The organism is Phycicoccus elongatus Lp2, from assembly GCF_000367525.1.
GTDB lineage: Bacteria > Actinomycetota > Actinomycetes > Actinomycetales > Dermatophilaceae > Phycicoccus_A > Phycicoccus_A elongatus.
In genome coordinates this window covers 2,692,184-2,713,512 of sequence record NZ_HF570956.1, presented here as the reverse complement: position 1 = coordinate 2,713,512, position 21,329 = coordinate 2,692,184, and the positions used below count along the sequence as shown (strand labels likewise).

Sequence of the window (21,329 nt, the reverse complement as noted above, 5' to 3'; positions counted from 1 at the left end):
TCTACGTCTCGCCCAGTGTACGCCGTACACCACCACCGAAACGGACGGCAACGAATGACCACCCGCACCGACCTCACGACCCGAGCCGATCGCCGCACCGCACGCTTGGCCGCCGTGCTCTTCCTCGTCACCTGGGTGACCTCCGTCGGCGCCCTGCCGCTCTATGGCGGATCGAGCTACGACCCCGCCACGAGGCTCGCCGGGCGTGACAGTGTGCTGACCGCCTCGCTGCTCGAGGTCGTCCTCGCGGTCGCGGTGGTCGGCACCTCGCTGGCCCTGTACCCGTTGTTGCGAGCCCATGGTCGAGGCGCGGCCTTGGGTTACGTCGCCCTGCGCGGCCTCGAGGCCTCGGTCATCCTCGTCGGTGTCGTGGCTGTCCTGCCGGCCGTGGCCCGGCCCGCCACGACCGCGGCACCGGGCCTGTCGGTCGACGTCGTGGACGGCCTTCGCCTCGTCCATGACTGGACCTTTCTCGTCGGGCCCGGCCTCATCAACCCGGTGAATGCCACCGTGCTGGCGGTCCTGCTCTGGCGCCGCCGCCTGGTGCCCCGCTTCATCCCGCTTCTCGGGCTCGTCGGCTCGGTGCTGGTGCTGGGTCAGAACCTCGCCGTCATGTTCGGCCTCACCGGCACCATCGCGATACTGGTCGTTCCGCTGTTCGCGTGGGAGATCAGCCTCGCGGCATACCTGCTGCCGCGCGGGATCCGGCCGGCGCAGCCCACGCCTCGATGAGCTCGCGACGATTCGTCCTGCAGTGGGCCGCGGCGGGCTGGCTCAGTTGTGTCGCCTTCGTCGTCCTGCCTCCGGTCCTGCGGCCGATGGCGGGCTCAGCTCCTGACCTGCCGACGCGGGCGCGGGACGCGCTGATCGAGCAGTGGGAGTCGGGTGTGGTTGCTCCGGTGCCGTCGATGGCTGATCTCGTCGCGCAATGGGCGGACTACCACCTGCTCAAGTCTGCGTTCGCGTTCCTTGTGGTCGTGGCGCTGGCCCGTGTGCTGGGTCTGCTCGGGCGGGAGCATCCGCTCCTCGTCGGCGTGATCGCCGTGGCGGCCACGGTTGCCTGGCTGGTGGTGTTCGCGAACGTGCAGGGCGCGCTGGCGCCGCTTGCCTCCGTGGTGTCGCTCCTGCCTCCGGTGTCCACCGATGCTCGGTATGCAGCGGCGCTCTCCGGACTGCGCGCTGACCTGGCGAGCGGGGTCGCCAACCCGGTCACCTCGGCCCTCGTCGAGGATTTCCGCTTCTTCCACGTCGTCATGGTCGCGCTCGCCATCGCCTCCGCCGTTGCGTTGGGCTTGGCCGCCCGGCGCGCGGCGAGGACTGGCCACCTGCGATCGACTGCACACACCGGGGCAGCAGTCCTGCTCGTGGTCGTGCTGCTGGTCATCGGCGCCGCCAACCTCTCCACCGCCCTCGATCCCATCCCCGGCCTCCTCGGAGCGCTCCCATCCCCAACGCCCTGACGCTCACGGTCGGGCTGGGGGTATGCCCGCGAGCGTCTGCAGTTGCGCCACAGTTCCGGCCATGTCACATGCGCCACCATTTGGCGCATGTGACATGGCCCGGTGGGTGGCGCAACTGCAGACGCCCCGCCACCCCCTTCTGGGGGGCCGGCTGGCGGGTCAACCGATTCGGATCTGGGCCCAGCGGAAGGCGCCCAGGCCGGTGGGGTCGGTGAGTTGGGCAACGGCACCCCGTCGACTCAGGTCGGCGAGATAGCGAGCAGGATCGGAGTGGGCGAGCTCGACGGGCGGGTGCTCCACCGCCAGCCCGAGGGACAGCAGGGCTTCGTGCTGGCTCTGCAGGGTCGCCCCCGGGAGCGAGTCCATCGCCACGTGAGCGGTCAGGTCGCACGAAGCGTCCGGGACGGTGGGCACGGGAACACCGAGCCGGTATGCCGCGAGGGTCCCCTCCGTCGGCCGGTCACCGGCCTTATGCCCGTAGTCGATGGCCACGACCGTCCCGGTGCCCACAGCCTCCACCAGCCCCGCCCAGGCTCGATCTCGTGAGATGCCGACCTCCACCCGGTCTCCGGGCGCCTCAGTCCGCCACCACCGATCGGCCCACTCGCGGGCCTCTCGATCAACCTCAGCGCCGAGCGACTCCCTGCCACTGCGTGGGTCCACCAGCACCACCCGCAGCACCCCGGCGTCATCCACCTGAGCGATCTGGCACGGCACGACGTCGAGCCATTCGTTGGCGAGCACCAGCACGTCGGCCAGACCAGCCAGTGCGTCCGGCACGGCCGATCCACCCGCCGCCCTGATCCACTCGATCCCAGACGGCAGGTCTTTCGGTCGGTCGACGACATCGACCCCCACGAGCTCGAGGTCTGGCCGCACTACATGCAGTGCGCGGAGCAATTCGCCACGGCCACAGGCGAAGTCGACGACCATGCCGGTGTCCTCACGATCCGCCAGAGCGGCGATCGCGCGGGCGAACACTGCACCGAGCGGAGGATGCGTCGACGTCGTGAAGTGACCAGCGGGACCTTCGGGGGAGCGATAGAACCCCGCCGGACCATAGAGCGCGTCCTGCCAGGCCTGCTGCCATGGAATCACCGGGTTGACGCTAGCCGCCGACCCTCGGCTGCGTCCTCGACTTCGCGTGAACCCCCGCCGCGGGTCTGCGTGGGTAAGGTCGCTCCCCGTGGAGAGCAACGGGCATCCGGCCAGTCTGCGGGTCGGTGTGATCGGCGCCGGTCGGGTGGGTGCTGTCCTCGGTGCCGCCCTCGCCCGGGCCGGTCACCGGGTCACGGGTGTGTATGCCGTGAGCGAGGACTCTCGCGCCCGCGCCACCGACCTGCTCCCCGACGCGCCGGTCGCTGACATCCCCACCGTCATTGCCGGCACCGACCTCGTCCTGCTCGCCGTGCCTGACGACGCACTCGCCCATCTGGTCGCAGGCCTTGCCGCGACCGGCACGTGGGAGGCCGGCCAGATCGTCGCGCACACCAGCGGCCGGCACGGGGCGAGCGTCCTCGATCCGGTGCTTGACGCCCATGCGCTGCCGATGGCCCTGCACCCGGCCATGACCTTCACGGGGACCCTCATGGATGTGGACCGTCTGCGCGACTGCGCTTTCGGCGTCACCGCGCCGGACCCCTTGCGCGAAATGGCCATGGCGCTCGTCCTCGACATGGGCGGCACCCCGGTGTGGATCGCCGAGGCCGACCGGGTCACCTATCACGCCGCGCTCGCCCACGGCGCCAACCACCTGGTCACCCTCATCGCCGAAGCGGCACAGGTCCTGCGCGCCGCCGGGGTCGCGCAGACCGCCGACGTCCTCGGTCCGCTGGTGCGTGCCGCCCTGGACAATGCGCTGCGCCTCGGTGACGCAGCCCTCACGGGCCCTGTCGCGCGGGCGGATGTGGGTACGGTTGAGCAGCATCTGTCCGCCCTCGAGGAGATCTCCCCCGAGATCCGGCGCACCTATGTCGCCCTCGCCCGGGCCACGGCCGTGCGCGCCCTCGACTCCGGGCGGCTGCGCCCGGCACAAGCCGAATCCCTGCTGGACACCCTCGCGACCAGGAGACCTGAGTGAGCAGCACGATCGACGACCACCCGGCGGGCCCCGCATCCGGCCCGGTCGTGGCCAGCACCCGCGACGAGCTGCGGGCCGCGCGGGAGTCCCTCACCAGCCGAGATGTCGCCGTCGTCATGACCATGGGCGCCCTGCACGACGGGCACGCCCAGCTCGTGCGCCGGGCTCGGGCCGAGCACGACCACGTCATCGTCACGATCTTCCTCAATCCGCTCCAGTTCGGACCCAAGGAAGACCTCTCCCGCTATCCGCGGACCTTCGACGCCGACATGGCCATCTGCACCGATGCCGGCGTCGACATCGTGTTCGCGCCGACCCCTGACGTCATCTACCCCGACGGCGACCCCGGCGTGCGCGTCTCGGCCGGCCCGCTCGGCACCGTTCTGGAGGGCCAATCCCGGCCCGGCCACTTCGACGGGATGCTCACCGTCGTCGGCAAGTTGCTCCACCTGTCCGCCGCCCGCACTGCCTACTTCGGCCAGAAGGACGCCCAACAACTGCTCCTCATCCGGCGCATGGTGCGCGACCTGGACTTCCTCGTCGACGTCGTTGCCGTTCCGACCGTCCGCGAGGAGGACGGCCTGGCGATGAGCAGCCGCAACACCTACCTCACCGAGTCCGACCGTGAGGTCGCGCTCTGCCTGAGCCGCGCGCTCCAAGCGGGGGCGGACGCCGCGGCATACGGTCCCTCGGCGATCCGGCGTGCCGCCCGCGAAGTGCTCGTCGAAGAGCCGCTGGCCCTGGTCGACTACCTGGTGCTCGTGCACCCGACAACGCTCTCCGACGTGCCCGAGTGGTATCGCGGGGAGGCCCTGCTTGCCGTCGCTGCACGCGTCGGCACGACCCGACTCATCGACAACACCCCGGTGCTCGTCGGCCCCGGAGGTGGGCGTCTCGACGTCTTCTCGCCGGAGACGACGGCCGCCTCGGCACCCATCCGCTGACCTCGACCCAAGGACCTCCTCGTGCTCCTCACGATGCTGCACAGCAAGATCCATCGCGCGACCGTCACCCAGGCCGACTTGCACTATGTGGGCTCCCTGACGATCGACCGCGACCTCATGGACGCCGCCGGGCTGCGCCCGGGGCAGGAGGTCGACGTCGTCGATGTCGACAACGGCAACCGGCTCACCACCTATGCGATCGAGGGCGAGCGGGGCACCGGCATCCTGTGCATCAACGGCGCTGCTGCTCGCCTCATCAGCCCGGGAGACCTCGTCATCGTCATCGCCTATGCGCAGATGACACCCGAGGAGGCCGACGAGTTCGAGCCGCAAGTGGTCTTCGTCGACCGCTCCAACAAGGTCATCGAGGTCGGGCACGACGCCGGTGATGTCCCGGATGGGTACGGCTTGAAGACGTCGGCCGTCACGCACCGTCGCCACGACCACTGAGGGCCCGTATGCCGTCTGCTCCCGTTCGCGTCCCACGCTGTCTCTCCGCGCCGACCCCCGGCTGGACGACGACCGCCGCCGACGTCATCGTCGTCGGATCGGGCATCGCCGGCCTCACCTGCGCCCTGCAACTGCGCCAGCACGTCGGGCGGGTCCTGCTCGTGACCAAGACGGTTCTCAACGAGGGGTCCACCGCGTGGGCCCAGGGTGGTATCGCCGCTGCACTCGATCCCGAGGACTCTCCGCAGGAGCACCTCGAGGACACCCTGGTCGCCGGGGTCGGCCTGTGTGATGTCGAGGCTGTGCGGGTCCTCGTGACCGAAGGTCCCCAGCGGGTGCGCGAATTGGTCGCCCTCGGTGCGGAGTTCGATCGCACCGACGATGGCGAGATCAAACTGACCCGCGAGGGCGGGCACCACCGCGACCGGATCGCGCACGCCGGAGGTGACGCGACCGGCAAGGAGATCTCGCGCGCCCTCATCGAGGCGCTGCGGCGGGTCGTCGACGACCCGGGGATCGAGGTCATCGAGCATGCGCTCGTCGTCGACCTCCTCACCGACGAGGAGGACCGGGTCGCCGGGACCACCCTCCACGTCATCGGTGAGGGACAGATCGACGGCGTGGGCGCGGCCTACGCTTCGGCTGTGGTGTTGGCGACCGGGGGTCTGGGCCAGATCTACACCTCGACGACGAACCCGCCCGTCTCGACCGGCGACGGAATGGCGGCGGCGCTGCGGGCCGGTGCGCGGATCACCGATCTCGAGTTCATCCAGTTCCATCCGACGGTCCTGTGGCTCGGTGAGGGATCGACCGGGCAGCAGCCACTCATCTCCGAAGCCGTCCGCGGTGAGGGCGCATTCCTCGTCGACCGCGATGGTGTGCGCTTCATGCAGGGCCAGCACGAACTCGCCGACCTCGCGCCTCGCGATGTGGTCGCCCGGGCGATCCTCGCGCGCATGCGGGAAACCGGCACCGATCACGTCTTCCTCGACGCCCGCCACCTCGGAGCGGAATTCCTCGAGGAACGCTTCCCCTCGATCGTCGCCTCGTGCCGATCCCTCGGCTTCGACCCGGCGACCGACCTGCTGCCGGTCGCGCCTGCGCAGCACTACGCGAGCGGCGGCATCGAGACCGACCTGCACGGACGCTCCTCCCTCGTCGGTCTCTACGCCTGTGGCGAGTGCTCCTGCACGGGAGTCCACGGTGCCAACCGACTGGCCTCGAACTCCCTGCTCGAAGGCCTGGTCTTCGCCCACCGCATCGCGGCCGACATCCCGGCCAGGATCGCGTCTGGCCACCTGCCGGCGGCACGCGAAGTGGTCGGGCAGCGCGGCGAGAGCCATGAACTCCTCGACAGCCGCCACCGGTTGGACCTCCAGCGCGCCATGACGGCAGGGTCGGGTCCGGTGCGCTCGGCCGACTCAACCGCCGAAGGGTTGGAGCGTCTGGCCGAACTCTGCGCGCTCCCGGTCCTCGAGTCAGCCGGCCCGAAGTCCTGGGAGACCACCAACCTGCTCCATTTGGGGCGTGTGCTCTCGGTGCTCGCCGGTCGCCGCGAGGAGACCCGCGGCGGGCACGTGCGCTCGGACTTCCCGGAGCGCGACGACGTGCGTTGGCTGCGCCACCAGAGCGTCACCGTGACCCCGGACCGGTTCGCCACCATCAGCGAGTCCACCCCCGCCGCACCACATCTGACCAATAGTGAACATTCGGTGGGCCCCAGTGGGGGACTTTCCGTCGGAGGGTCCGACTTTCCCGTCGGAGAGTTCGACTTTCCCGTCGATGAGGCCGAGCGGGTCATCGAGGCCGCCCTGGACGAGGACCTCGGTGCCGATCCGGGCCGTGACGTGACGACGCTCGCGACGATCCCGGCCGAGCAACTGCGCGAGGCAGTTGTCGTCGCGCGGGCCGACGGCGTGGTCGCGGGTGTGCCCGCCATCGCCCGCGTGGTCGATGCCGTGAGTGAGCGCCTGGGCACCGGCTGCGTCGATGTCGTGGTCGAGATCCCCGACGGCGCGGCCGTGCAGCGCGGGGACGTGATCGCCCGGTTGAGCGGCGCGACCCAGACGATCCTCATCGCCGAGCGCACCCTGCTCAACATCCTCTCTCGACTGTCCGGTGTCGCGACGCACACCCGACGCTGGGCGGACGAATTGGGCGGTTCAGGGGCGATGGTCCTGGACACGCGCAAGACGACGCCGGGACTACGGGCCCTGGAGAAGTACGCCGTGCGTTGCGGGGGCGGCACCAACAAGCGCATGGGTCTGTATGACGTCGCGATGATCAAGGACAACCACAAGCTCGCCGCCGGGGGAGTGGCGGCGGCCTACGACGCCGTGCGCGCGGCATACCCCGGCGTCGATGTGCAGGTGGAGGTGACGACGTCCGCGGAGGCGCTGGAAGCGATCGATGTGGGCGCGAGGTTCATCATGTGCGACAACATGTCGGTCGAGCTGCTGCGCGCGACGGTCGACGCGATCCGCGCAACGGGGGAGAGCGTCGAGGTCGAGGCGACCGGCGGACTCACCCTGGAGGTGGCGGCCGCGTATGCCGCGACCGGCGTCGACTACCTCTCGGTCGGTGGGCTGACCCACTCCAGCCCGATCCTCGACATCGCCCTCGACCTCGAGGAGTAGGCCCGTCAGAGGCGGGCCAGCAGGATCGAGGTCTCGGTGTTGGTGACGCCACGGACCCCGCGCAGGCCGGCCAGGGCCTGGTCGAGCTCGGCGAGGCTGCCGCAGTGGAGCTCGGCGACCATGTCCCACTTGCCGTTCGTGGAGTGCAGGGCGCGAACCTCGGGTATGCCGCGCACCGCCTTCGCCACGGCGCGGGCGGTCGCTCCGCTCACCTGGACGAGCGTGATCGCGCGCACCGCCTGCTCGTCCACGGTGGGGTCGAGCTCGACGGTGAACCGTCGGATCACGCCGCCGTCGAGGAGTCGGGCGATCCGGGTCTGGACCGTGCCGCGGGCCACGCCGAGGGTGGTCGCGAGGGCCGAGACGGGCGTGCGGGCGTCACTGCCGAGGCGCGCGAGAAGGGCGCGGTCCAAGTCGTCGAGAAGGGGTGGCACCGACATAACGTAGCGTGTTCTGAGCAAACTGCGCGATCAATGGACAAATCTTTGTCAGGAATGACGTTGTGCTCACCATCGCGGGTCAGGACGATTGCCCCATGACGATCTTGAGTGCCCGACCCACGAGCCCGGCCAGTGTCGATGCTGGCCTGGTGAGTCAGGCCCTGGTGCGTCAGGCCCTGGTGAGTCAAGCCGTGGTGAGCCAGGCTCCCGCCGCCGTCCTCATGGTCCGCCCGCACCATTTCCGCCCCAATGTCGAGGAGTGCGCGGACAACCACTTCATGTCCCTGCCGACGCTGACGCCGACCGAGCACGCGCGCCGTGCCTTCGACGAGGTCACCGCGATGGCCGAGGGTCTGCGCGCGCTCGGTGTCGAGGTCGAGCTCGTCGACGACATCGGCACCGCCACCCCCGATTCGGTCTTCCCGAACAACTGGTTCACCACGCATGCCGACGGCACGGTGGTCACCTATCCGATGATGGCGCCGAGTCGCCGCCTCGAGCGTCGCGTGGACGTGCTCGACCTGCTCCACGATCGGTATGCCGTGCGCCGGGTCCTTGACCTCAGTGAGGCCGAACGGACCGGTCGGCACCTCGAGGGCACCGGCGTGCTCGTCCTGGACCATGTGCACCGTGTTGCCTATGTTGGGCGCAGTGATCGCACCGATGAGACGGTCCTGCAGCGCTTTTCCGAGGAGTTCGGGTATGCCGTGGTGCTCTTCGACACCGCTGACCGGACGGGATCGCCGATCTATCACACCAATGTGCTGATGAATGTGGGCACCGATCTCGCCCTCGTCGGCACCTCGGTGATCGCGCCCGCCGATCGTCCGCGAGTGCTCGACTCCCTGCGCGACACCGGGCACGAGGTGGTCGAGTTGACCATGGAGCAGCTCGAGGACTTCGCCGGCAATGCGCTGGAGGTCCAGGGCTCCCAGTCCCGGCATCTGGTCATGTCGGCGCGGGGCGTGGGCTCCCTGACTGCGGCCCAGCGGGCGACGATCGAGCGTCGCGTGCCCCTCCACGCCGTCGACATCCCCACGATCGAGCACGCCGGCGGGTCCGCCCGCTGCATGCTCGCCGGCATCCATCTCCCGCGCCGCTGAAAGACATCTTCTGCGTCACGCGGACGTTGGGGGAGCGCCCGGTTATTGCCGTTCGGGAAGCGATTTTCTGCGTCACGCAGAAGTTGGGTTCTGGTGGCGCCAGCGGAGGGCGATGGCGTAATCGACGGTGTGTCCGGCCCGGTCGGCGCGGTCGGTGCACTCGTCGACGAAGCGGGCAGCCGCTTCGGGCGGGAACTCGATGCCGATGACCGCCGCGAGATGCTCCCGCCGCTCGAAGGTCCACTCGATGACGAGCCGCTGGGTCTCGAAACCCTGCCGCCGCCAGAAGCGCTCGACTCCCTCCGGGTCATAGGCCGGGTATGCCGCGGCGAACCACCGCGAGAACGTCGACTCGGCGCTCACGTCGTTGTCGACAAAGACCGCCAGTCCGCCGGGGCGAAGCACCCGGTCCACCTCGGCGAGCCCTCGCTCGCACCCCGGCCCGAAGAAGTAGGCCCACCGCGCATGGGCGATGTCCATCGACGCATCCGCCAGTGGAAGGGCCTCCGCCGATCCCGCGATCACACCAATACCGCTGCCCCGCAGGCGATCTCGCGCCGCCACCGCGAGCGGGAGGTGGGGTTCCACGCCGAGGGGAGCCGCGGCATACGAGGCGAATTGCGGGAGGTGGAAGCCGCTCCCGCACCCGACATCGAGGACTCGCGCACCCGCCCACGGATGCAGGGCCCCGATGGCAGCGTCGATGACACCTGCCCGGTCGGAGGCGAGGTTCTCCAGCTCATAGACCTCCGGCGAGCGCCACAGGTTGGGACTCGGGATCGTCCCGCGACCCAACGGCTCAGGGCCGCTTGCCACCGATGGACTTCGCCGCCACCGTCGCCGGGTGGACCAGCAGCGGCAGCAGTTTGCGCGCTTCGACGGACCGAAAGGTGCGGATCGACGTCAGGTGGGCCTGACAGCGAATCTCCAGCTCGGCATACGCCTCCTCGCCCATGAGCGCGATGAGCTCGCCCCGGTTGCTGCGGAAGACCGGCTCCTTGCCGATGTGGGCCTGCGGGTCCGCGGAGCAGTACCAGTCGAGGTCGTGACCCCCCGCACCCCACCCGCGGCGGTCGAACTCGGTGATCGTGATCTCCAGGTAGGACGTGCCGTCGGGACGCTTGACGTTGCGATAGGAGCGACGGATCGGCAACTGCCAGCACACATCGGGCTTCATCGTGTGTGGTGCACGACCGGTGCGCACCCCCTTGTTGTGCAGCGCACAGCCGCCTCCACCGGCAAAGCCAGGGGAGTTGAGGAAGATGCAGGCGCCCTTCTTGACCTTGGTCTTGCGGGCGTCCTCGTCCATCTCGGTCCACCGCTCCAGCGGCAGCGTGTCCTCACCAGGTCGCGCCTTGGGCCGCTTCTCCCACTCCTTCGGTGTCAACTCGTCGACGACGGCCTGGACCCGCGCGACGTCCTCGTCGTCCGTGAAGTGGGCGCCGAGGGTGCAGCAGCCATCGTGCGGGCGGTCGGCATAGATGCCCCTGCACCCCGAGCCGAAGATGCAGGTCCATGAGGAGCACAGCCACGACAGGTCGACCCGGAAGCGCTGGTCAGGATCTGCGGGATCGGCGAATTCGGCCCAGGTGCGGGGCGCGTCGAGGGGGGTCTCCGGCACGGGGCCACCCTACGGGCGATCGGGGTCCGACTACGGTTGACCCATGCGCTTGGGTGTCATCGACGTCGGCTCGAACACCGTCCACCTCCTCGTCGTCGACGCTCACAGTGGCGGCGCGCAGCCGCTGCCCACGTCCTCGCACAAGATCGCGCTGCGCCTGTCGGAGCACGTCGAGGACGACGGTCGCATCGCCGACGCCGGTCGCGAGCGGCTCGCGGAGTTCGTCGACGAGTGCCTCCACGTCGGTGAGGACCAGGGTGTCGAGGAGCTGATGGGCTTTGCTACCAGCGCGATCCGGGAGGCGCCCAACGGCGACGAGGTGCTCGCCTTTGTCAAGGAGCGCACCGGTGTCGGCCTGGACGTCCTCTCCGGCCCGGACGAGGCCAAGCTGACCTTCTTGGCGATCCGGCGTTGGTTCGGGTGGTCGGCTGGGACGCTGCTCATGGTCGACATCGGCGGTGGCTCGCTCGAGCTCGCCCAGGGCCTGGACGAGGACCCCGATGTCGCCGTCTCGCTCTGCCACTCGGCGCCGGCCGCGTCACCCGCGACCTGCTGGCCGGCGATCCGCCCAGCTCGGCGACCGTGCGCGAAGCGCGCAGACGAGTGCGCGCGCTGCTGGCCAAGGAGATGCGCCCGTTCACCAAGGCGACCAACCCCGACCGCGCCGTCGGCACGTCCAAGACGATGCGGTCGCTGGCGCGCATCTGCGGTGCCGCTCCGAGCTCGGAGGGGATGTATGCCGCGCGTCATCTCGACCGGGAGGTGCTGTCCGCGATGCTGCCCAAGCTGGCCGCGATGACGACGGCCGAGCGCCAGCAGCTCTCCGGGGTCTCCACCGCGCGCGCTCCCCAGATCCTCGCCGGCGCGATCGTGGCCGAGGCCGCGATGGACCTGCTGGGTGTCGAGCGTCTCGAGATCTGCCCGTGGGCGCTGCGCGAGGGAGTCATCCTGCGCCGCCTCGACCGGATGCTGTGACGATGGCGGCGCTGCGATGAGTGCGGTGACCGTCCCGGACATCCCGGTCGCGCTCTCGACGAGCTCGGCCTATCCCGAGAACAGCGCTGCCGCCTTCTCCCTGGCCCAGCGCCTCGACTATGACGCCGTCGAGGTCATGGTCTGGTCCGACCCCGTCACCCAGGAGGCCGGTGCGCTGCGATCGCTCTCGGAGCACCACGAGCTGCCGATCGTCTCGATCCACGCTCCGACCCTGCTCATCTCCCAACGCGTCTGGGGCACCGATCCGTGGGACAAGGTCGACCGCAGTCTGGAGCTGGCCCACGAGGTCGGCGCCGACGTCGTCGTCGTCCACCCGCCCTTCCGCTGGCAGAGGGAGTACGCCGCGGGGTTCGTCGACGGGGTTGCCGTGCGTGAGAACGACTCCGGGATCAAGATCGCTGTCGAGAACATGTATCCGTGGCGGGCCCGCCGCAATCGGCGCTCGCGCGAGCTGGAGGCCTATCTCCCGCACTGGGACCCGGTGGCCCAACCCTTCGACCACGTCACGCTCGACCTGTCGCACACCGCCACCGCTCGCTCGGACGCGCTCGAGATGCTCGACGGCCTGGGCTCCCGGATGACCCACCTGCACCTCGCCGATGGCTCGGGTGGCGTCCTCGACGAGCATCTCGTGCCGGGCCGGGGGAGTCAGCCCTGCGGCGAAGTGCTGGAGCGACTGGCGGCCAGCGACTATTCCGGTGCCGTCGTCGTCGAGGTCGCCACCCGCAAGCTCTCACCCGAGGACCGTGAGTTCGACCTCGCCGAGGCGCTGGCCTTTGCTCGGCTGCACCTGGCCACGGCCGGGGCGTCGGAGGAAGCGTGAGCCCGCGCGGGCGGCGCCCGGCCGGCGAGAACGCCCGCGGGGCCATCCTCGAGGCCGCCCGGGAGCAGTTCGCCGAGCACGGCTATGACCGCACCTCCCTGCGCGGCATCGCGCGTGGAGCCGAGGTCGACCCGCGTCTGGTGCATCACTACTTCGAGGGTGGCAAGGCCGAGCTCTTCGCCGAGGTGATGCACGCCCCGGTCAACCCGGCGGCCTTCATCGCCGACGTCGTGGCGGGCCCGCCGGAGGACATCGGCCGCCAGCTCGTCCGCACCTTTCTCGGCGTCTGGGACGACCCGGACAACCAGAGCGCCCTGCTGGCCCTCGTGCGCTCCGGTCTGACGAATGAGGGGATCACCGACCAGCTGCGGGGGTTCGTCGAGCAGGGCCTGCTCGGCCAGATCATGCAGGCCCACCCGGTCACGGCGGGCCTGCCCTTGCGTGAGCGCCGACGCCGGGCCGGCGTCATCGGGGTGCAGATGCTCGGACTGATCATTTCCCGGTATGTCGTCGAACTGCCCGGTGTCGCCGACGCCCCGGCCGCCACCCTCGTCGAACGGATCGGCCCGATCATCCAGGCTCAGCTCGACTCCTGACCTGCGATCGCGCCCCACGAACGTGGGGTTACGAACGAGGGCGCGGGGAGGGCGGAACTCTTGCGCGGACGCCGCCACGCGGCATATATTTCATCATGTGATGAATAAAGCAGCGGGCCGGCACGCGGTCGGCGGTCCGACCAGCACGGACGAGGCGATCGTCGTCGAGCACCTGCGCGTCCAGCGCGGGAAGCGACTCGTCCTGCCCGACCTGTCGGTGCGCTGCCCGACCGGTCAACTCATCGGCCTGCTCGGGCCGAGCGGCGGGGGCAAGTCGACCTTCATGCGCTCCCTCGTCGGCGTCCAGGTGGTCGCCGGCGGCACCATCACGATCCTGGGGGAGCCGGCCGGGTCGGCCGGGTTGCGCCGTCGGGTCGGCTACCTCACGCAGGCGCCCAGCCTCTATGAGGACCTCACCGTCCGCGAGAACGTCGCCTACTTCGCTCGGGTGCTGGGCTCCACCGAGGCGGATGTGACTCGCTCCATCGCCGATGTCGACCTCACCGACCACGCGGAGGCGCTCATCGTCAACCTCTCAGGCGGCCAGAAGACCCGGGCCAATCTGGCCTGCACCCTGGTCGGCAATCCCGAGGTGCTCATCCTCGACGAGCCGACCGTCGGCCTGGACCCGGTGCTGCGCCGCGACCTCTGGAACCTCTTCCGACGGCTCTCCCAGGAGGGTCGCACGGTGCTCGTCTCGAGCCACGTCATGGACGAGGCAACTCGTTGCGACCGGCTCCTGCTCATCCGGTCCGGTCAGATCCTCAGCGACTCCACGCTGCCCGAGCTGCTCGCGCGCACCGGCACCGAGGACGCCGAGTCGGCCTTCCTTGCGCTCATCGACGGGAGTGCGGCATGAACCCCCGCATCACGCTCGCGACCGCGGGCCGGATCCTGTCCCAGCTCAGGCACGACCACCGCACCGTCGCGCTCATGCTCCTCGTGCCGTGCGTCCTGCTCGGCCTGCTCGCGTGGATCTTCGCCGACTCCCCGACGCCGGTCTTCGATTCGATCGGGGCCTCCCTGCTCGGGGTCTTCCCCTTCGTCATCATGTTCATCGTCACCTCGGTGTCGACCCTGCGCGAACGCACCGGCGGCACCCTCGAACGCCTCATGACGACGCCGCTCGGCAAGGGCGACCTCATGGTCGGCTATGCGCTTGCCTTCGGCCTGGTCGCGATCGTCCAGTCGATCGTCGCCACTGCGTTCGCGATCTATGTGTGCGGGCTCGACATCTCGGGCCCGGTCTGGATCCTCACCGCCATCGCCCTCCTCGACGCCCTGCTCGGCACCGCCCTCGGTCTGCTGGCCAGTGGGTTCGCGCGCACCGAGTTCCAGGCAGTGCAGTTCATGCCGGCCTTCGTCCTGCCCCAGTTCCTCCTGTGCGGACTGCTCGTCGCGCGCGACCAGATGCCGTCGGTCCTCTCGACCATCTCGGACTGGCTGCCGTTGTCGTATGCCGTGGACGCGATGAAGGAGGTCACGGTCAACGCCAGCCCCGAGGTGACCAAGGACTTCCTCGTCATGGTCGCCTGGATCATCGTCTCGCTCGTCCTGGGCTCGCTCACCCTGCGCCGACGCACCGCCTGACGGGAGGCGGGGCGCGGGCCCCTGCCCCGCGGCATACGGGAAAGAAGTCGGCGGCGGTACCGTGTCGCTCGTGGAAGCCAGTGACCTGCTCCGGGGTGCCCTCCTCGGACTCTCGAAGTCAGACCTCGTCCGCACCACCATCGAGAAGGCGCCGGTCAGCCGGGACGTCGTGGCTCGTTACGTGCCGGGCACGACGGTGGCCGATGCGGTCCAGGCGACCGCCGAACTGCGCGCCACCAACCGGCTCGCCACGCTCGACTACCTCGGCGAGGACACCACCGAGCGGGCGCAGGCCGAGCACACCCGCGACACCTACGTCGCGCTCCTCGACGCCCTCGCACGCGCCGACCTGAGCCAGTACGCCGCGGCGGAGGTCAGTCTCAAGCTCTCAGCCCTGGGGCAGTACCTCCCGAAGGACGGCGACGCCATCGCCCTCGGCCTGGCGAGGGAGATCTGCACGGCTGCCGAGCGCGCTGGCACGACGGTCACCCTCGACATGGAGGACCACACGACGACCGATCGGACGCTCGCGGTGCTCCATGAGCTGCGGGCCGACTTCCCCTGGGTGGGCGCCGTCGTGCAGTCCTACCTCAAGCGCACCCTCGGGGATTGTCGCGATCTCGCCGTCGCCGGCAGCCGGGTGCGGTTGTGCAAGGGCGCCTACAAGGAGCCGGCCAGCGTGGCCTATCAGGACAAGGCCGACGTCGACCTGTCCTATGTCCGCTGCCTCAAGGTGTTGATGGCCGGAGAGGGCCACCCGATGGTCGCCAGCCACGACCCACGCCTCATCGAGATCGCGCAGGCGCTCGCGGCCCACCACGAGCGGACGCCGGAGACCTATGAGTTCCAGATGCTCTACGGCATCCGCCCGGACGAACAGAAGCGGATCGCCGACCGGGGCGCCCAGATGCGGGTCTACATCCCCTTCGGCGACGAGTGGTACGGCTACCTCATGCGACGGATGGCCGAGCGCCCCGCCAACACGATGTTCTTCATGCGCTCGCTGATCACCAAGGGGTGACCCAGCCGCGGACCCAACCCTTGCGTCCGCGCGACACGAGCCTGTGACGACGCTCCTCGCGGACGCAAGCGCCGCTGCCGCGCTGCCGCGGCATACTTGCCGCCCATGGGAACCGTTGCGATCTTCGGCGCCGGCGTCATGGGGGAGACCCTGCTCTCGGGCCTGCTGCGAGGGGGCCGTAGCGCCGATGACCTCGTCATCACCGAGCGTCGGGCCGAGCGCGCTGCCGAACTGACCGAGAAGTACGGCGTGCGCGCCCTGGAGAACGTCGAGGCCGCAAAGGTCGCCGACACCCTCGTGCTCGTCGTCAAGCCACAGGACATCCGGGGCCTGCTCGCCGAGATCCGCGACCACGTTGCCCAGGACAATCTCGTCGTCTGCATCGCGGCCGGCATCACGACGGGCACCGTCGAGACCGCGCTCGCCGACGGCCGTGCCGTCGTGCGCGTCATGCCCAACACGCCGGCCCTCGTCGACCAGGGTATGGCCGCGGTCTCCGCCGGGCGGCACGTCAGCCCCGCCCAGCTCGAGGAGGCCAAGGCACTGCTCGCGGCAACCGGCAAGGTCGCTGAGGTCCCCGAGTACCTCCAGGACGCCGTCACCGCGATCTCCGGGTCGGGCCCGGCCTACATCTTCTACGTCGTCGAGGCGATGATCGAGGCGGGAGTGGTCCTCGGTATGCCGCGGACGATGGCCACCGAGCTCGTGGTCCAGACCCTCTACGGCGCGGCCACCATGATGCGCGAGACCGGCCAGCACCCGACGGTGCTGCGGGAGCAGGTCACCAGCCCCGGCGGTACGACGGCCGCCGCGCTGCGCGAACTCGACGACCACAAGGTCCGCGCCGCCTTCATCACGGCGATGGAGGCTGCCGCCAAGCGCTCTGCCGAGCTCTCGGGAGCCTGAGCCCTCGCAGCCTCAGGTCCGGCCCGGCCAGGTGAACAAGCGATGGCCAACCCTGACACCGGCAGCCCGGCATGGCAGGGTATGGCCATGTCCGAGATTTCCGTGCGTGCGTTGGGTGAGGGTGACTGGGAGCTCTACCGGTCCGTTCGACTGCGAGCGCTCGAGGAATCTCCCGACGCCTTCGTTGCCTCCCATGACACCGAGGCCGACCAATCCGAGCAGTTCTGGACCGAGCGGATGAAGCGGTCCCAGCGCCTGCTGGCCGAGGTGGACGGCGAAGCCGCCGGCATTGCCAGCGTGGGTGCCGTCGCGGACCGCGACGATGCTGCCCAGATCTTCGGTCTGTGGGTCGACCCGGCCCTGCGCGGCAGCGGTGTCGCGACCGCCCTCGTCAAGGCGGGCGTCAAGGCGGCGGCCGGACAGGGCAAGTCGCACGTGGTCTACTGGGTCGGCACCGACAACGGTCGTGCGGTCGCCTTCGCGTCCGGGTTCGGTTTCCGCCCGACCTCCGATCGGCGTCCGATGCGCGTGGTCAGCGAGGACGACGGCGAGGAAGAGATCGCGATGGACCTCCCGATCTCCGACCGGATCGGCAATGCCCCGCGCTGACTCCAAACCCAACTTCTGCGTGACGCAGAAGATGTCTGTCAGGGGCGGGCGGCCAAGCGCTCGAGCAACGAGGTGGCGCCACTCACGATGAGCGTGTCGTGCGCCGACACCTTGGTCGAGGGCACGGCATACGTGAAGTCCTGACCCGGCGCCTTCACCCCGACAACCGTCACGCCGTACTTGCTGCGGATCTGGCTCTGCTCCAAGGTGAAGCCGATTGCCTCCTGCGGTGGCCTCATCTTCACGATGGCGAAGCCGTCGTCGAACTCGATGTAGTCCTGGAGCTTGCCTCCGACCAGATGGGCGACGCGCCGGCCGGTGTCGGACTCGGGTCGAACGATGTGGTGCACGCCGATCCGGTCGAGGATCCGCGCATGCTCCACGGACATGGCCTTGGCCCAGATGTCCTGGACCCCGGCGTCGACCAGGTTGGCGGCCGCCAGAACCGACCCCTCGATCGACGAACCGATCGCCACGATGGCGATCTTGTACTTGGCCACCTTCATGTCGCGGATCGTCTTGGGGTCACTGCCGTCACCGTGGACGATCGTCGTCAGGCTGCCGATGTATCGCTCCGCGAGGACGGCGTCCCGCTCGAGCCCGGTCACCTTGTGGCCCAGCCGGCGCAACTCCATCGCGGCGGCGGCACCGAATCGCCCGAGACCGATGACGAGGACTTCGCTGTCGGCGTTGCTGCGTGACATCGTCTGCTGCTCCTCGAGGGTGGTCGGCGCATTCACGTCACTCACGTGGCGCGCGACGGCGGTGGACTGCTCCGGATCAGGCTAGTGGTGCGGAGTAGCGTGAGGGTATGGCCTCAAGGACGCGCGCCATCTGGGACGACGCCTTCACGGCATACAACTTCGGTCGTGACCACCCGATGGCACCAGTGCGCCTCGACCTCACGACGCGCCTGGCGCGCGCGCTCGGTGTCCTCGACGACGTCGAGGTCGTGGCGCCGGACCCGGCGACCGACGACGAACTGTTGTTGGCCCACGACGCGGACTACATCGCGGCGGTCAAGCGGGCGTCGGAGAACCCCGCCCTGGCTGACCCGCGACGTGGCCTGGGCACCGACGACGATCCGGCCTTCGCCGGCATGCACGAGGCCTCCGCCCGAATCGCCGGCGGCACCCTGGCCCTGGCCCGCGCCCTCCACGCCGGTGAGATCGACCATGGGGTCAACTACTGCGGGGGCATGCACCATGCGATGCGCACGCACGCGGCCGGCTTCTGCATCTACAACGACGCGGCGATCGCCATCCAATGGCTTCTTGACCAAGGCGTCGAGCGGGTCGCCTATGTCGACATCGACGTTCACCACGGCGACGGTGTCGAGCGGATCTTCTGGAACGAGCCGCGGGTCATGACGATTTCGGTGCACGAGACCGGCCGCGCACTGTTCCCCGGCACGGGTTGGCCGGCTGACATCGGCGGGCGCGATGCCCGGGGCAGCAAGGTCAACGTCGCCCTCCCGCCGACGACCAATGATGCGCATTGGCTGCGGGCCATCGATGCGATCGTGCCGCCGCTCGTCCACGCCTTCCGCCCCCAGGTCCTTGTGACCCAGCACGGGTGCGACACCCACATCGACGACCCGCTCGCCCACTTCTCGATCTCGTTGGACGCCCAGCGGCGCGCCCACGAGTCGATGCACCACCTGGCGCACGAGGTCACCGGCGGCAAGTGGCTCGCCCTGGGTGGAGGCGGCTATGAGGTGGTCGATGTCGTGCCCCGGTCGTGGACGCACCTCACCGCCATCGCGGCCCACCGGCCCGTCCCGGTCGAGACCGAGGTGCCCGCCGAGTGGAGAGGCCACGTCGAGGCACTCTTCGGCCGTCCCGGGCCGAAGCGGATGGGTGACCTGCCCGCCGAGAACCTGCCCATCTGGGTGCGACCCTGGGCGATGGGGCACAACCCCGACAACGCCCACGATCGCGCGGTGATGACGACCCGGGAGGCGGTCTTCCCGCACCATGGACTCGACCCCTGGTTCGACTGAATCGAGGCTCGTCTGCGGCGTGTCGACTGGACAGCGCGGAGGAATGTTCTCGCCTGACTTCCCCAATCGTCACATCTGCCCCTATGGTTGCGCACAGCATCGCGCGGACCTCGGTCGATGGGGAAGTCGACCCCGCGTGACTGCCAGAAATCGAGGTATCGATGTCGGAGCGTCAGCTCGGTGAGGTGCAGTTCCTCACGGTGGCCGAGGTTGCCTCGATCATGCGCGTGTCCAAGATGACCGTCTATCGGATGGTGCATGCCGGGGAACTCCCGGCCATCCGCGTCGGCCGGTCGTTCCGGGTGCCGGAGGACGAGGTCCACAAGTACCTCCGCTCCTCCTTCATTGACACCGCCTGAGCGAGCAGCCACGAAGGGGGCGGGCCGAGCGCATCGGCCCGCCCCTTCGTTGTCCCCCCGATTCACAGGTATGCCGCGGGGTCGGCTGGCGTCCGCGTCGTCACCGCTGGTTTGGGTGGCGGTCGCGCAGTCGCTAGGCTGGGCAGTCGACGTCGTCCGCTCACCTGCGCGCGGCGGACGATCCACTGTCACCAGCAAGGAATGCCACATGGGTTCAGTCATCAAGAAGCGCCGCAAGCGGATGGCCAAGAAGAAGCACCGCAAGTTGCTGCGCAAGACGCGTCACCAGCGTCGCAACAAGAAGTGAGTCGGCGGCACTCAGCCGCGCTCACGACCAGCCCCCACGAGCCGCTGCCGTCGGGGGCTTCGTCGTCCGTGACCTGCGTCGCCGCCGGTGATCGACGCCCGACCCTCGCGGGTAGGGTCGATCAGGCCAGGACGCGCCCCACCCGATCCCAGGAGGCCCAGTGAAACGCACCGTGCTCGTCACGGGTGTCTCACGACACCTCGGAGGCCTGGTGGCCCGCCGCCTGACCCAGGACCTCGCCGTCGAGCGCGTCATCGGCGTCGACGTCATCCCCCCGCCGCACTCCATCGGCTCGGCGGAGTTCGTGCGTGCCGACATCCGCAACCCGATGATCGGCCGGATCCTCGAGGATGCCGAGGTCGACACGGTCGTGCACATGAACGTCATCGCGACACCCGTGCTCGCCGGTGGCCGCACGCCGCAGAAGGAAATCAACGTCATCGGGACGATGCAGTTGCTCGGGGCCTGCCAGAAGTCCGCCTCGGTGAAGCGGTTGGTCGTCAAGAGCACGAGCGCGGTCTACGGCGCGAGCCCGCGCGACCCGGCGATGTTCACCGAGGACATGGGTGCCAAGCGCATCCCCACGTCGGGCTTCGGCAAGGACTCGATCGAGGTCGAGGGTTATGTGCGCGGCTTCGCCCGTCGGCGCCCGGACGTCGACATCCTCACCATGCGCTTCGCCAATGTCGTCGGTCCACGCATCCGCACCGCGATCACCGACTATTTCGGGCTCCCGATCGTGCCGATCCCCATGGGCTACGACGCACGGCTCCAATTCATCCACGAGCAGGACGCGGTGGCCGCTCTCGTGCGTGCTGCCGTCACCGACACGACGGGCGTGATCAACCTCGCCGGGGACGGTGTCATCACCGTCCTGCAGGCCATTGCCCTGACCGGCCGTCCCTTCCTACCCGTGCCTCGGGCCGCCGCCGGTCCGGTCGGCGGCTTTGCCAAGCGGCTCGGGCTGGCGGACTTCTCGCCGGACCAGCTCGACCTCCTCGCCTTCGGTCGAGGCCTGGACACCACCGCGATGCGGCAGGTCTTCGGCTTCGAACCCGAGTTCACGACGCGCGAGGCGTTCGCCGACTTCGCCCGTTCCCTGCCGGCGCTGTTGCCCGGCACCGAAGCCCTGGATGCCGCCGTCAGCGGCGCGGCCGAGAGTGTCGGAGCTGCCGTCGGCGGACTCATCGACGTGACGACCCGACAGGTCGACCAGGTCTCTGCGTGGACCAGGAGGGATCACTGATGGCCACCGCCAAGCGCCAGAGCGCGCTCGCGGCCGGAGCGGCCCGCGCCGGGGGGGAGCGCGCCAAACGCCGCAGCACCCCGCTGCTCTCCGCCCAGGTCGAGGCCGATGCCGCCGCACCGGCTCGCACCGTCAAGCCG

General features: G+C 69.6%; 24 protein-coding genes and 2 pseudogenes. 21 read left to right on the top strand and 5 right to left on the bottom strand.

What is annotated here, in order from left to right; all coding sequences use genetic code 11:
- Nucleotides 1–54 precede the first annotated feature (54 nt).
- Complete coding sequence (locus BN10_RS13115) at nt 55–732, top strand: DUF4386 domain-containing protein (RefSeq protein ID WP_010851739.1); 678 nt, start codon at nt 55–57, stop codon at nt 730–732.
- Nucleotides 729–1,460, top strand: a complete 732-nt coding sequence (locus BN10_RS13110; RefSeq protein WP_010851738.1) for a hypothetical protein — start codon at nt 729–731, stop codon at nt 1,458–1,460. Before BN10_RS13115 ends, BN10_RS13110 begins: the two co-directional genes overlap by 4 nt.
- Nucleotides 1,461–1,619: 159 nt before the next feature.
- Here BN10_RS13110 and BN10_RS13105 read toward each other — a convergent pair whose 3' ends face one another.
- Nucleotides 1,620–2,558 (bottom strand): SAM-dependent methyltransferase, encoded by a 939-nt coding sequence (locus tag BN10_RS13105; RefSeq protein WP_010851737.1) that lies wholly within the window; start codon nt 2,556–2,558, stop codon nt 1,620–1,622.
- An 88-nt stretch (nt 2,559–2,646) separates the two neighbouring features.
- Here BN10_RS13105 and BN10_RS13100 point away from each other — a divergent pair, with 88 nt between their 5' ends.
- The 5 genes and pseudogenes from BN10_RS13100 (at nt 2,647) to nadC (ending at nt 7,570) form a co-directional block, all read left to right on the top strand.
- Complete coding sequence (locus BN10_RS13100; RefSeq protein WP_010851736.1) at nt 2,647–3,540, top strand: Rossmann-like and DUF2520 domain-containing protein; 894 nt, start codon at nt 2,647–2,649, stop codon at nt 3,538–3,540.
- Complete coding sequence (panC, locus tag BN10_RS13095; RefSeq protein WP_010851735.1) at nt 3,537–4,484, top strand: pantoate--beta-alanine ligase; 948 nt, start codon at nt 3,537–3,539, stop codon at nt 4,482–4,484. The genes BN10_RS13100 and panC overlap by 4 nt, the downstream gene beginning before the upstream one ends.
- A gap of 33 nt (nt 4,485–4,517) precedes the next feature.
- Nucleotides 4,518–4,934 (top strand): aspartate 1-decarboxylase, encoded by a 417-nt coding sequence (panD, locus tag BN10_RS13090; RefSeq protein WP_040753616.1) that lies wholly within the window; start codon nt 4,518–4,520, stop codon nt 4,932–4,934.
- A gap of 8 nt (nt 4,935–4,942) precedes the next feature.
- Nucleotides 4,943–6,559: pseudogene (locus BN10_RS17460) on the top strand (L-aspartate oxidase); the annotation flags it as partial.
- Nucleotides 6,542–7,570, top strand: coding sequence for a carboxylating nicotinate-nucleotide diphosphorylase (nadC, locus tag BN10_RS17455; protein WP_324603539.1), 1,029 nt, complete (start codon nt 6,542–6,544; stop codon nt 7,568–7,570). The pseudogene BN10_RS17460 and the gene nadC, both read left to right, overlap by 18 nt.
- 5 nt (nt 7,571–7,575) lie before the next feature.
- Here nadC and BN10_RS13080 read toward each other — a convergent pair whose 3' ends face one another.
- Entirely contained in the window at nt 7,576–8,010 is a 435-nt protein-coding gene (locus BN10_RS13080; protein WP_010851732.1) for an Lrp/AsnC family transcriptional regulator, read from the bottom strand.
- A gap of 95 nt (nt 8,011–8,105) precedes the next feature.
- Between BN10_RS13080 and ctlX the strand changes: the two genes are divergently transcribed.
- On the top strand, nt 8,106–9,113 hold the full coding sequence (gene ctlX / locus BN10_RS13075; RefSeq protein ID WP_010851731.1) for a citrulline utilization hydrolase CtlX: 1,008 nt from the start codon (nt 8,106–8,108) through the stop codon (nt 9,111–9,113).
- A 72-nt stretch (nt 9,114–9,185) separates the two neighbouring features.
- On the opposite strand, the gene BN10_RS13070 is transcribed toward ctlX, so the two are convergent.
- Both BN10_RS13070 and BN10_RS13065 read right to left on the bottom strand, forming a co-directional pair.
- The gene (locus BN10_RS13070) at nt 9,186–9,929 is read right to left on the bottom strand and encodes a class I SAM-dependent methyltransferase (protein ID WP_010851730.1); all 744 of its coding nucleotides are present in this window, start codon (nt 9,927–9,929) and stop codon (nt 9,186–9,188) included.
- On the bottom strand, nt 9,913–10,734 hold the full coding sequence (locus BN10_RS13065) for a hypothetical protein (protein ID WP_010851729.1): 822 nt from the start codon (nt 10,732–10,734) through the stop codon (nt 9,913–9,915). The genes BN10_RS13070 and BN10_RS13065 overlap by 17 nt, the downstream gene beginning before the upstream one ends.
- 43 nt (nt 10,735–10,777) lie before the next feature.
- Here BN10_RS13065 and BN10_RS18120 point away from each other — a divergent pair.
- From BN10_RS18120 to BN10_RS13025, 9 genes and pseudogenes are all read left to right on the top strand, one after another.
- Nucleotides 10,778–11,191 (top strand): annotated as a pseudogene (locus tag BN10_RS18120) (Ppx/GppA phosphatase family protein); the annotation flags it as partial.
- Nucleotides 11,155–11,709 carry a Ppx/GppA phosphatase family protein gene (locus BN10_RS18115; protein WP_324603538.1) on the top strand — a complete coding sequence of 185 codons (555 nt, stop codon included), beginning with the start codon at nt 11,155–11,157 and terminating at the stop codon, nt 11,707–11,709. The pseudogene BN10_RS18120 and the gene BN10_RS18115, both read left to right, overlap by 37 nt.
- 16 nt (nt 11,710–11,725) lie before the next feature.
- Entirely contained in the window at nt 11,726–12,553 is an 828-nt protein-coding gene (locus BN10_RS13055; RefSeq protein WP_010851726.1) for a sugar phosphate isomerase/epimerase family protein, read from the top strand.
- Nucleotides 12,550–13,149, top strand: coding sequence for a TetR/AcrR family transcriptional regulator (locus BN10_RS13050; RefSeq protein WP_010851725.1), 600 nt, complete (start codon nt 12,550–12,552; stop codon nt 13,147–13,149). The genes BN10_RS13055 and BN10_RS13050 overlap by 4 nt, the downstream gene beginning before the upstream one ends.
- Nucleotides 13,150–13,249: 100 nt before the next feature.
- Nucleotides 13,250–14,008, top strand: a complete 759-nt coding sequence (locus BN10_RS13045) for an ABC transporter ATP-binding protein (protein WP_010851724.1) — start codon at nt 13,250–13,252, stop codon at nt 14,006–14,008.
- Complete coding sequence (locus tag BN10_RS13040; protein WP_010851723.1) at nt 14,005–14,739, top strand: ABC transporter permease; 735 nt, start codon at nt 14,005–14,007, stop codon at nt 14,737–14,739. The genes BN10_RS13045 and BN10_RS13040 overlap by 4 nt, the downstream gene beginning before the upstream one ends.
- A 70-nt stretch (nt 14,740–14,809) precedes the next feature.
- A complete protein-coding gene (locus BN10_RS13035; RefSeq protein ID WP_156917232.1) occupies nt 14,810–15,760 on the top strand; it encodes a proline dehydrogenase family protein in 951 nt (316 codons plus the stop codon).
- A 105-nt stretch (nt 15,761–15,865) separates the two neighbouring features.
- On the top strand, nt 15,866–16,666 hold the full coding sequence (gene proC / locus BN10_RS13030) for a pyrroline-5-carboxylate reductase (protein WP_010851721.1): 801 nt from the start codon (nt 15,866–15,868) through the stop codon (nt 16,664–16,666).
- An 87-nt stretch (nt 16,667–16,753) separates the two neighbouring features.
- Nucleotides 16,754–17,275, top strand: coding sequence for a GNAT family N-acetyltransferase (locus BN10_RS13025; RefSeq protein WP_040753592.1), 522 nt, complete (start codon nt 16,754–16,756; stop codon nt 17,273–17,275).
- Nucleotides 17,276–17,313: 38 nt separating this feature from the next.
- Here BN10_RS13025 and BN10_RS13020 read toward each other — a convergent pair whose 3' ends face one another.
- The gene (locus tag BN10_RS13020; protein ID WP_040753586.1) at nt 17,314–17,979 is read right to left on the bottom strand and encodes a potassium channel family protein; all 666 of its coding nucleotides are present in this window, start codon (nt 17,977–17,979) and stop codon (nt 17,314–17,316) included.
- A 107-nt stretch (nt 17,980–18,086) separates the two neighbouring features.
- On the opposite strand from BN10_RS13020, the gene BN10_RS13015 reads away from it, so the two are divergent.
- From BN10_RS13015 to BN10_RS13005, 4 genes are all read left to right on the top strand, one after another.
- Nucleotides 18,087–19,277 carry an acetoin utilization protein AcuC gene (locus tag BN10_RS13015; protein WP_010851718.1) on the top strand — a complete coding sequence of 397 codons (1,191 nt, stop codon included), beginning with the start codon at nt 18,087–18,089 and terminating at the stop codon, nt 19,275–19,277.
- Between the two features lie 161 nt (nt 19,278–19,438).
- Nucleotides 19,439–19,636, top strand: a complete 198-nt coding sequence (locus BN10_RS13010) for a helix-turn-helix domain-containing protein (RefSeq protein WP_010851717.1) — start codon at nt 19,439–19,441, stop codon at nt 19,634–19,636.
- 208 nt (nt 19,637–19,844) lie between these two features.
- Nucleotides 19,845–19,943 carry a 30S ribosomal protein bS22 gene (locus BN10_RS16470; protein ID WP_003792170.1) on the top strand — a complete coding sequence of 33 codons (99 nt, stop codon included), beginning with the start codon at nt 19,845–19,847 and terminating at the stop codon, nt 19,941–19,943.
- 160 nt (nt 19,944–20,103) lie between these two features.
- The gene (locus tag BN10_RS13005; RefSeq protein ID WP_010851716.1) at nt 20,104–21,189 is read left to right on the top strand and encodes an NAD-dependent epimerase/dehydratase family protein; all 1,086 of its coding nucleotides are present in this window, start codon (nt 20,104–20,106) and stop codon (nt 21,187–21,189) included.
- The last annotated feature ends 140 nt before the right edge of the window (nt 21,190–21,329 follow it).

What these genes read in the sequence shown, in the direction of transcription:
- BN10_RS13115 (WP_010851739.1), top strand. Translation starts at nt 55, where the DNA reads ATGACCACCCGCACCGACCTCACGACCCGAGCCGATCGCCGCACCGCA.
- BN10_RS13110 (WP_010851738.1), top strand. Translation starts at nt 729, where the DNA reads ATGAGCTCGCGACGATTCGTCCTGCAGTGGGCCGCGGCGGGCTGGCTC.
- panD (WP_040753616.1), top strand. Translation starts at nt 4,518, where the DNA reads ATGCTGCACAGCAAGATCCATCGCGCGACCGTCACCCAGGCCGACTTG.
- BN10_RS13080 (WP_010851732.1), bottom strand. Translation starts at nt 8,010, where the DNA reads ATGTCGGTGCCACCCCTTCTCGACGACTTGGACCGCGCCCTTCTCGCG.
- ctlX (WP_010851731.1), top strand. Translation starts at nt 8,106, where the DNA reads ATGACGATCTTGAGTGCCCGACCCACGAGCCCGGCCAGTGTCGATGCT.
- BN10_RS13055 (WP_010851726.1), top strand. Translation starts at nt 11,726, where the DNA reads ATGAGTGCGGTGACCGTCCCGGACATCCCGGTCGCGCTCTCGACGAGC.
- BN10_RS13045 (WP_010851724.1), top strand. Translation starts at nt 13,250, where the DNA reads ATGAATAAAGCAGCGGGCCGGCACGCGGTCGGCGGTCCGACCAGCACG.
- BN10_RS13040 (WP_010851723.1), top strand. Translation starts at nt 14,005, where the DNA reads ATGAACCCCCGCATCACGCTCGCGACCGCGGGCCGGATCCTGTCCCAG.
- proC (WP_010851721.1), top strand. Translation starts at nt 15,866, where the DNA reads ATGGGAACCGTTGCGATCTTCGGCGCCGGCGTCATGGGGGAGACCCTG.
- BN10_RS13025 (WP_040753592.1), top strand. Translation starts at nt 16,754, where the DNA reads ATGTCCGAGATTTCCGTGCGTGCGTTGGGTGAGGGTGACTGGGAGCTC.
- BN10_RS13020 (WP_040753586.1), bottom strand. Translation starts at nt 17,979, where the DNA reads ATGTCACGCAGCAACGCCGACAGCGAAGTCCTCGTCATCGGTCTCGGG.
- BN10_RS13015 (WP_010851718.1), top strand. Translation starts at nt 18,087, where the DNA reads ATGGCCTCAAGGACGCGCGCCATCTGGGACGACGCCTTCACGGCATAC.
- BN10_RS13010 (WP_010851717.1), top strand. Translation starts at nt 19,439, where the DNA reads ATGTCGGAGCGTCAGCTCGGTGAGGTGCAGTTCCTCACGGTGGCCGAG.
- BN10_RS16470 (WP_003792170.1), top strand. Translation starts at nt 19,845, where the DNA reads ATGGGTTCAGTCATCAAGAAGCGCCGCAAGCGGATGGCCAAGAAGAAG.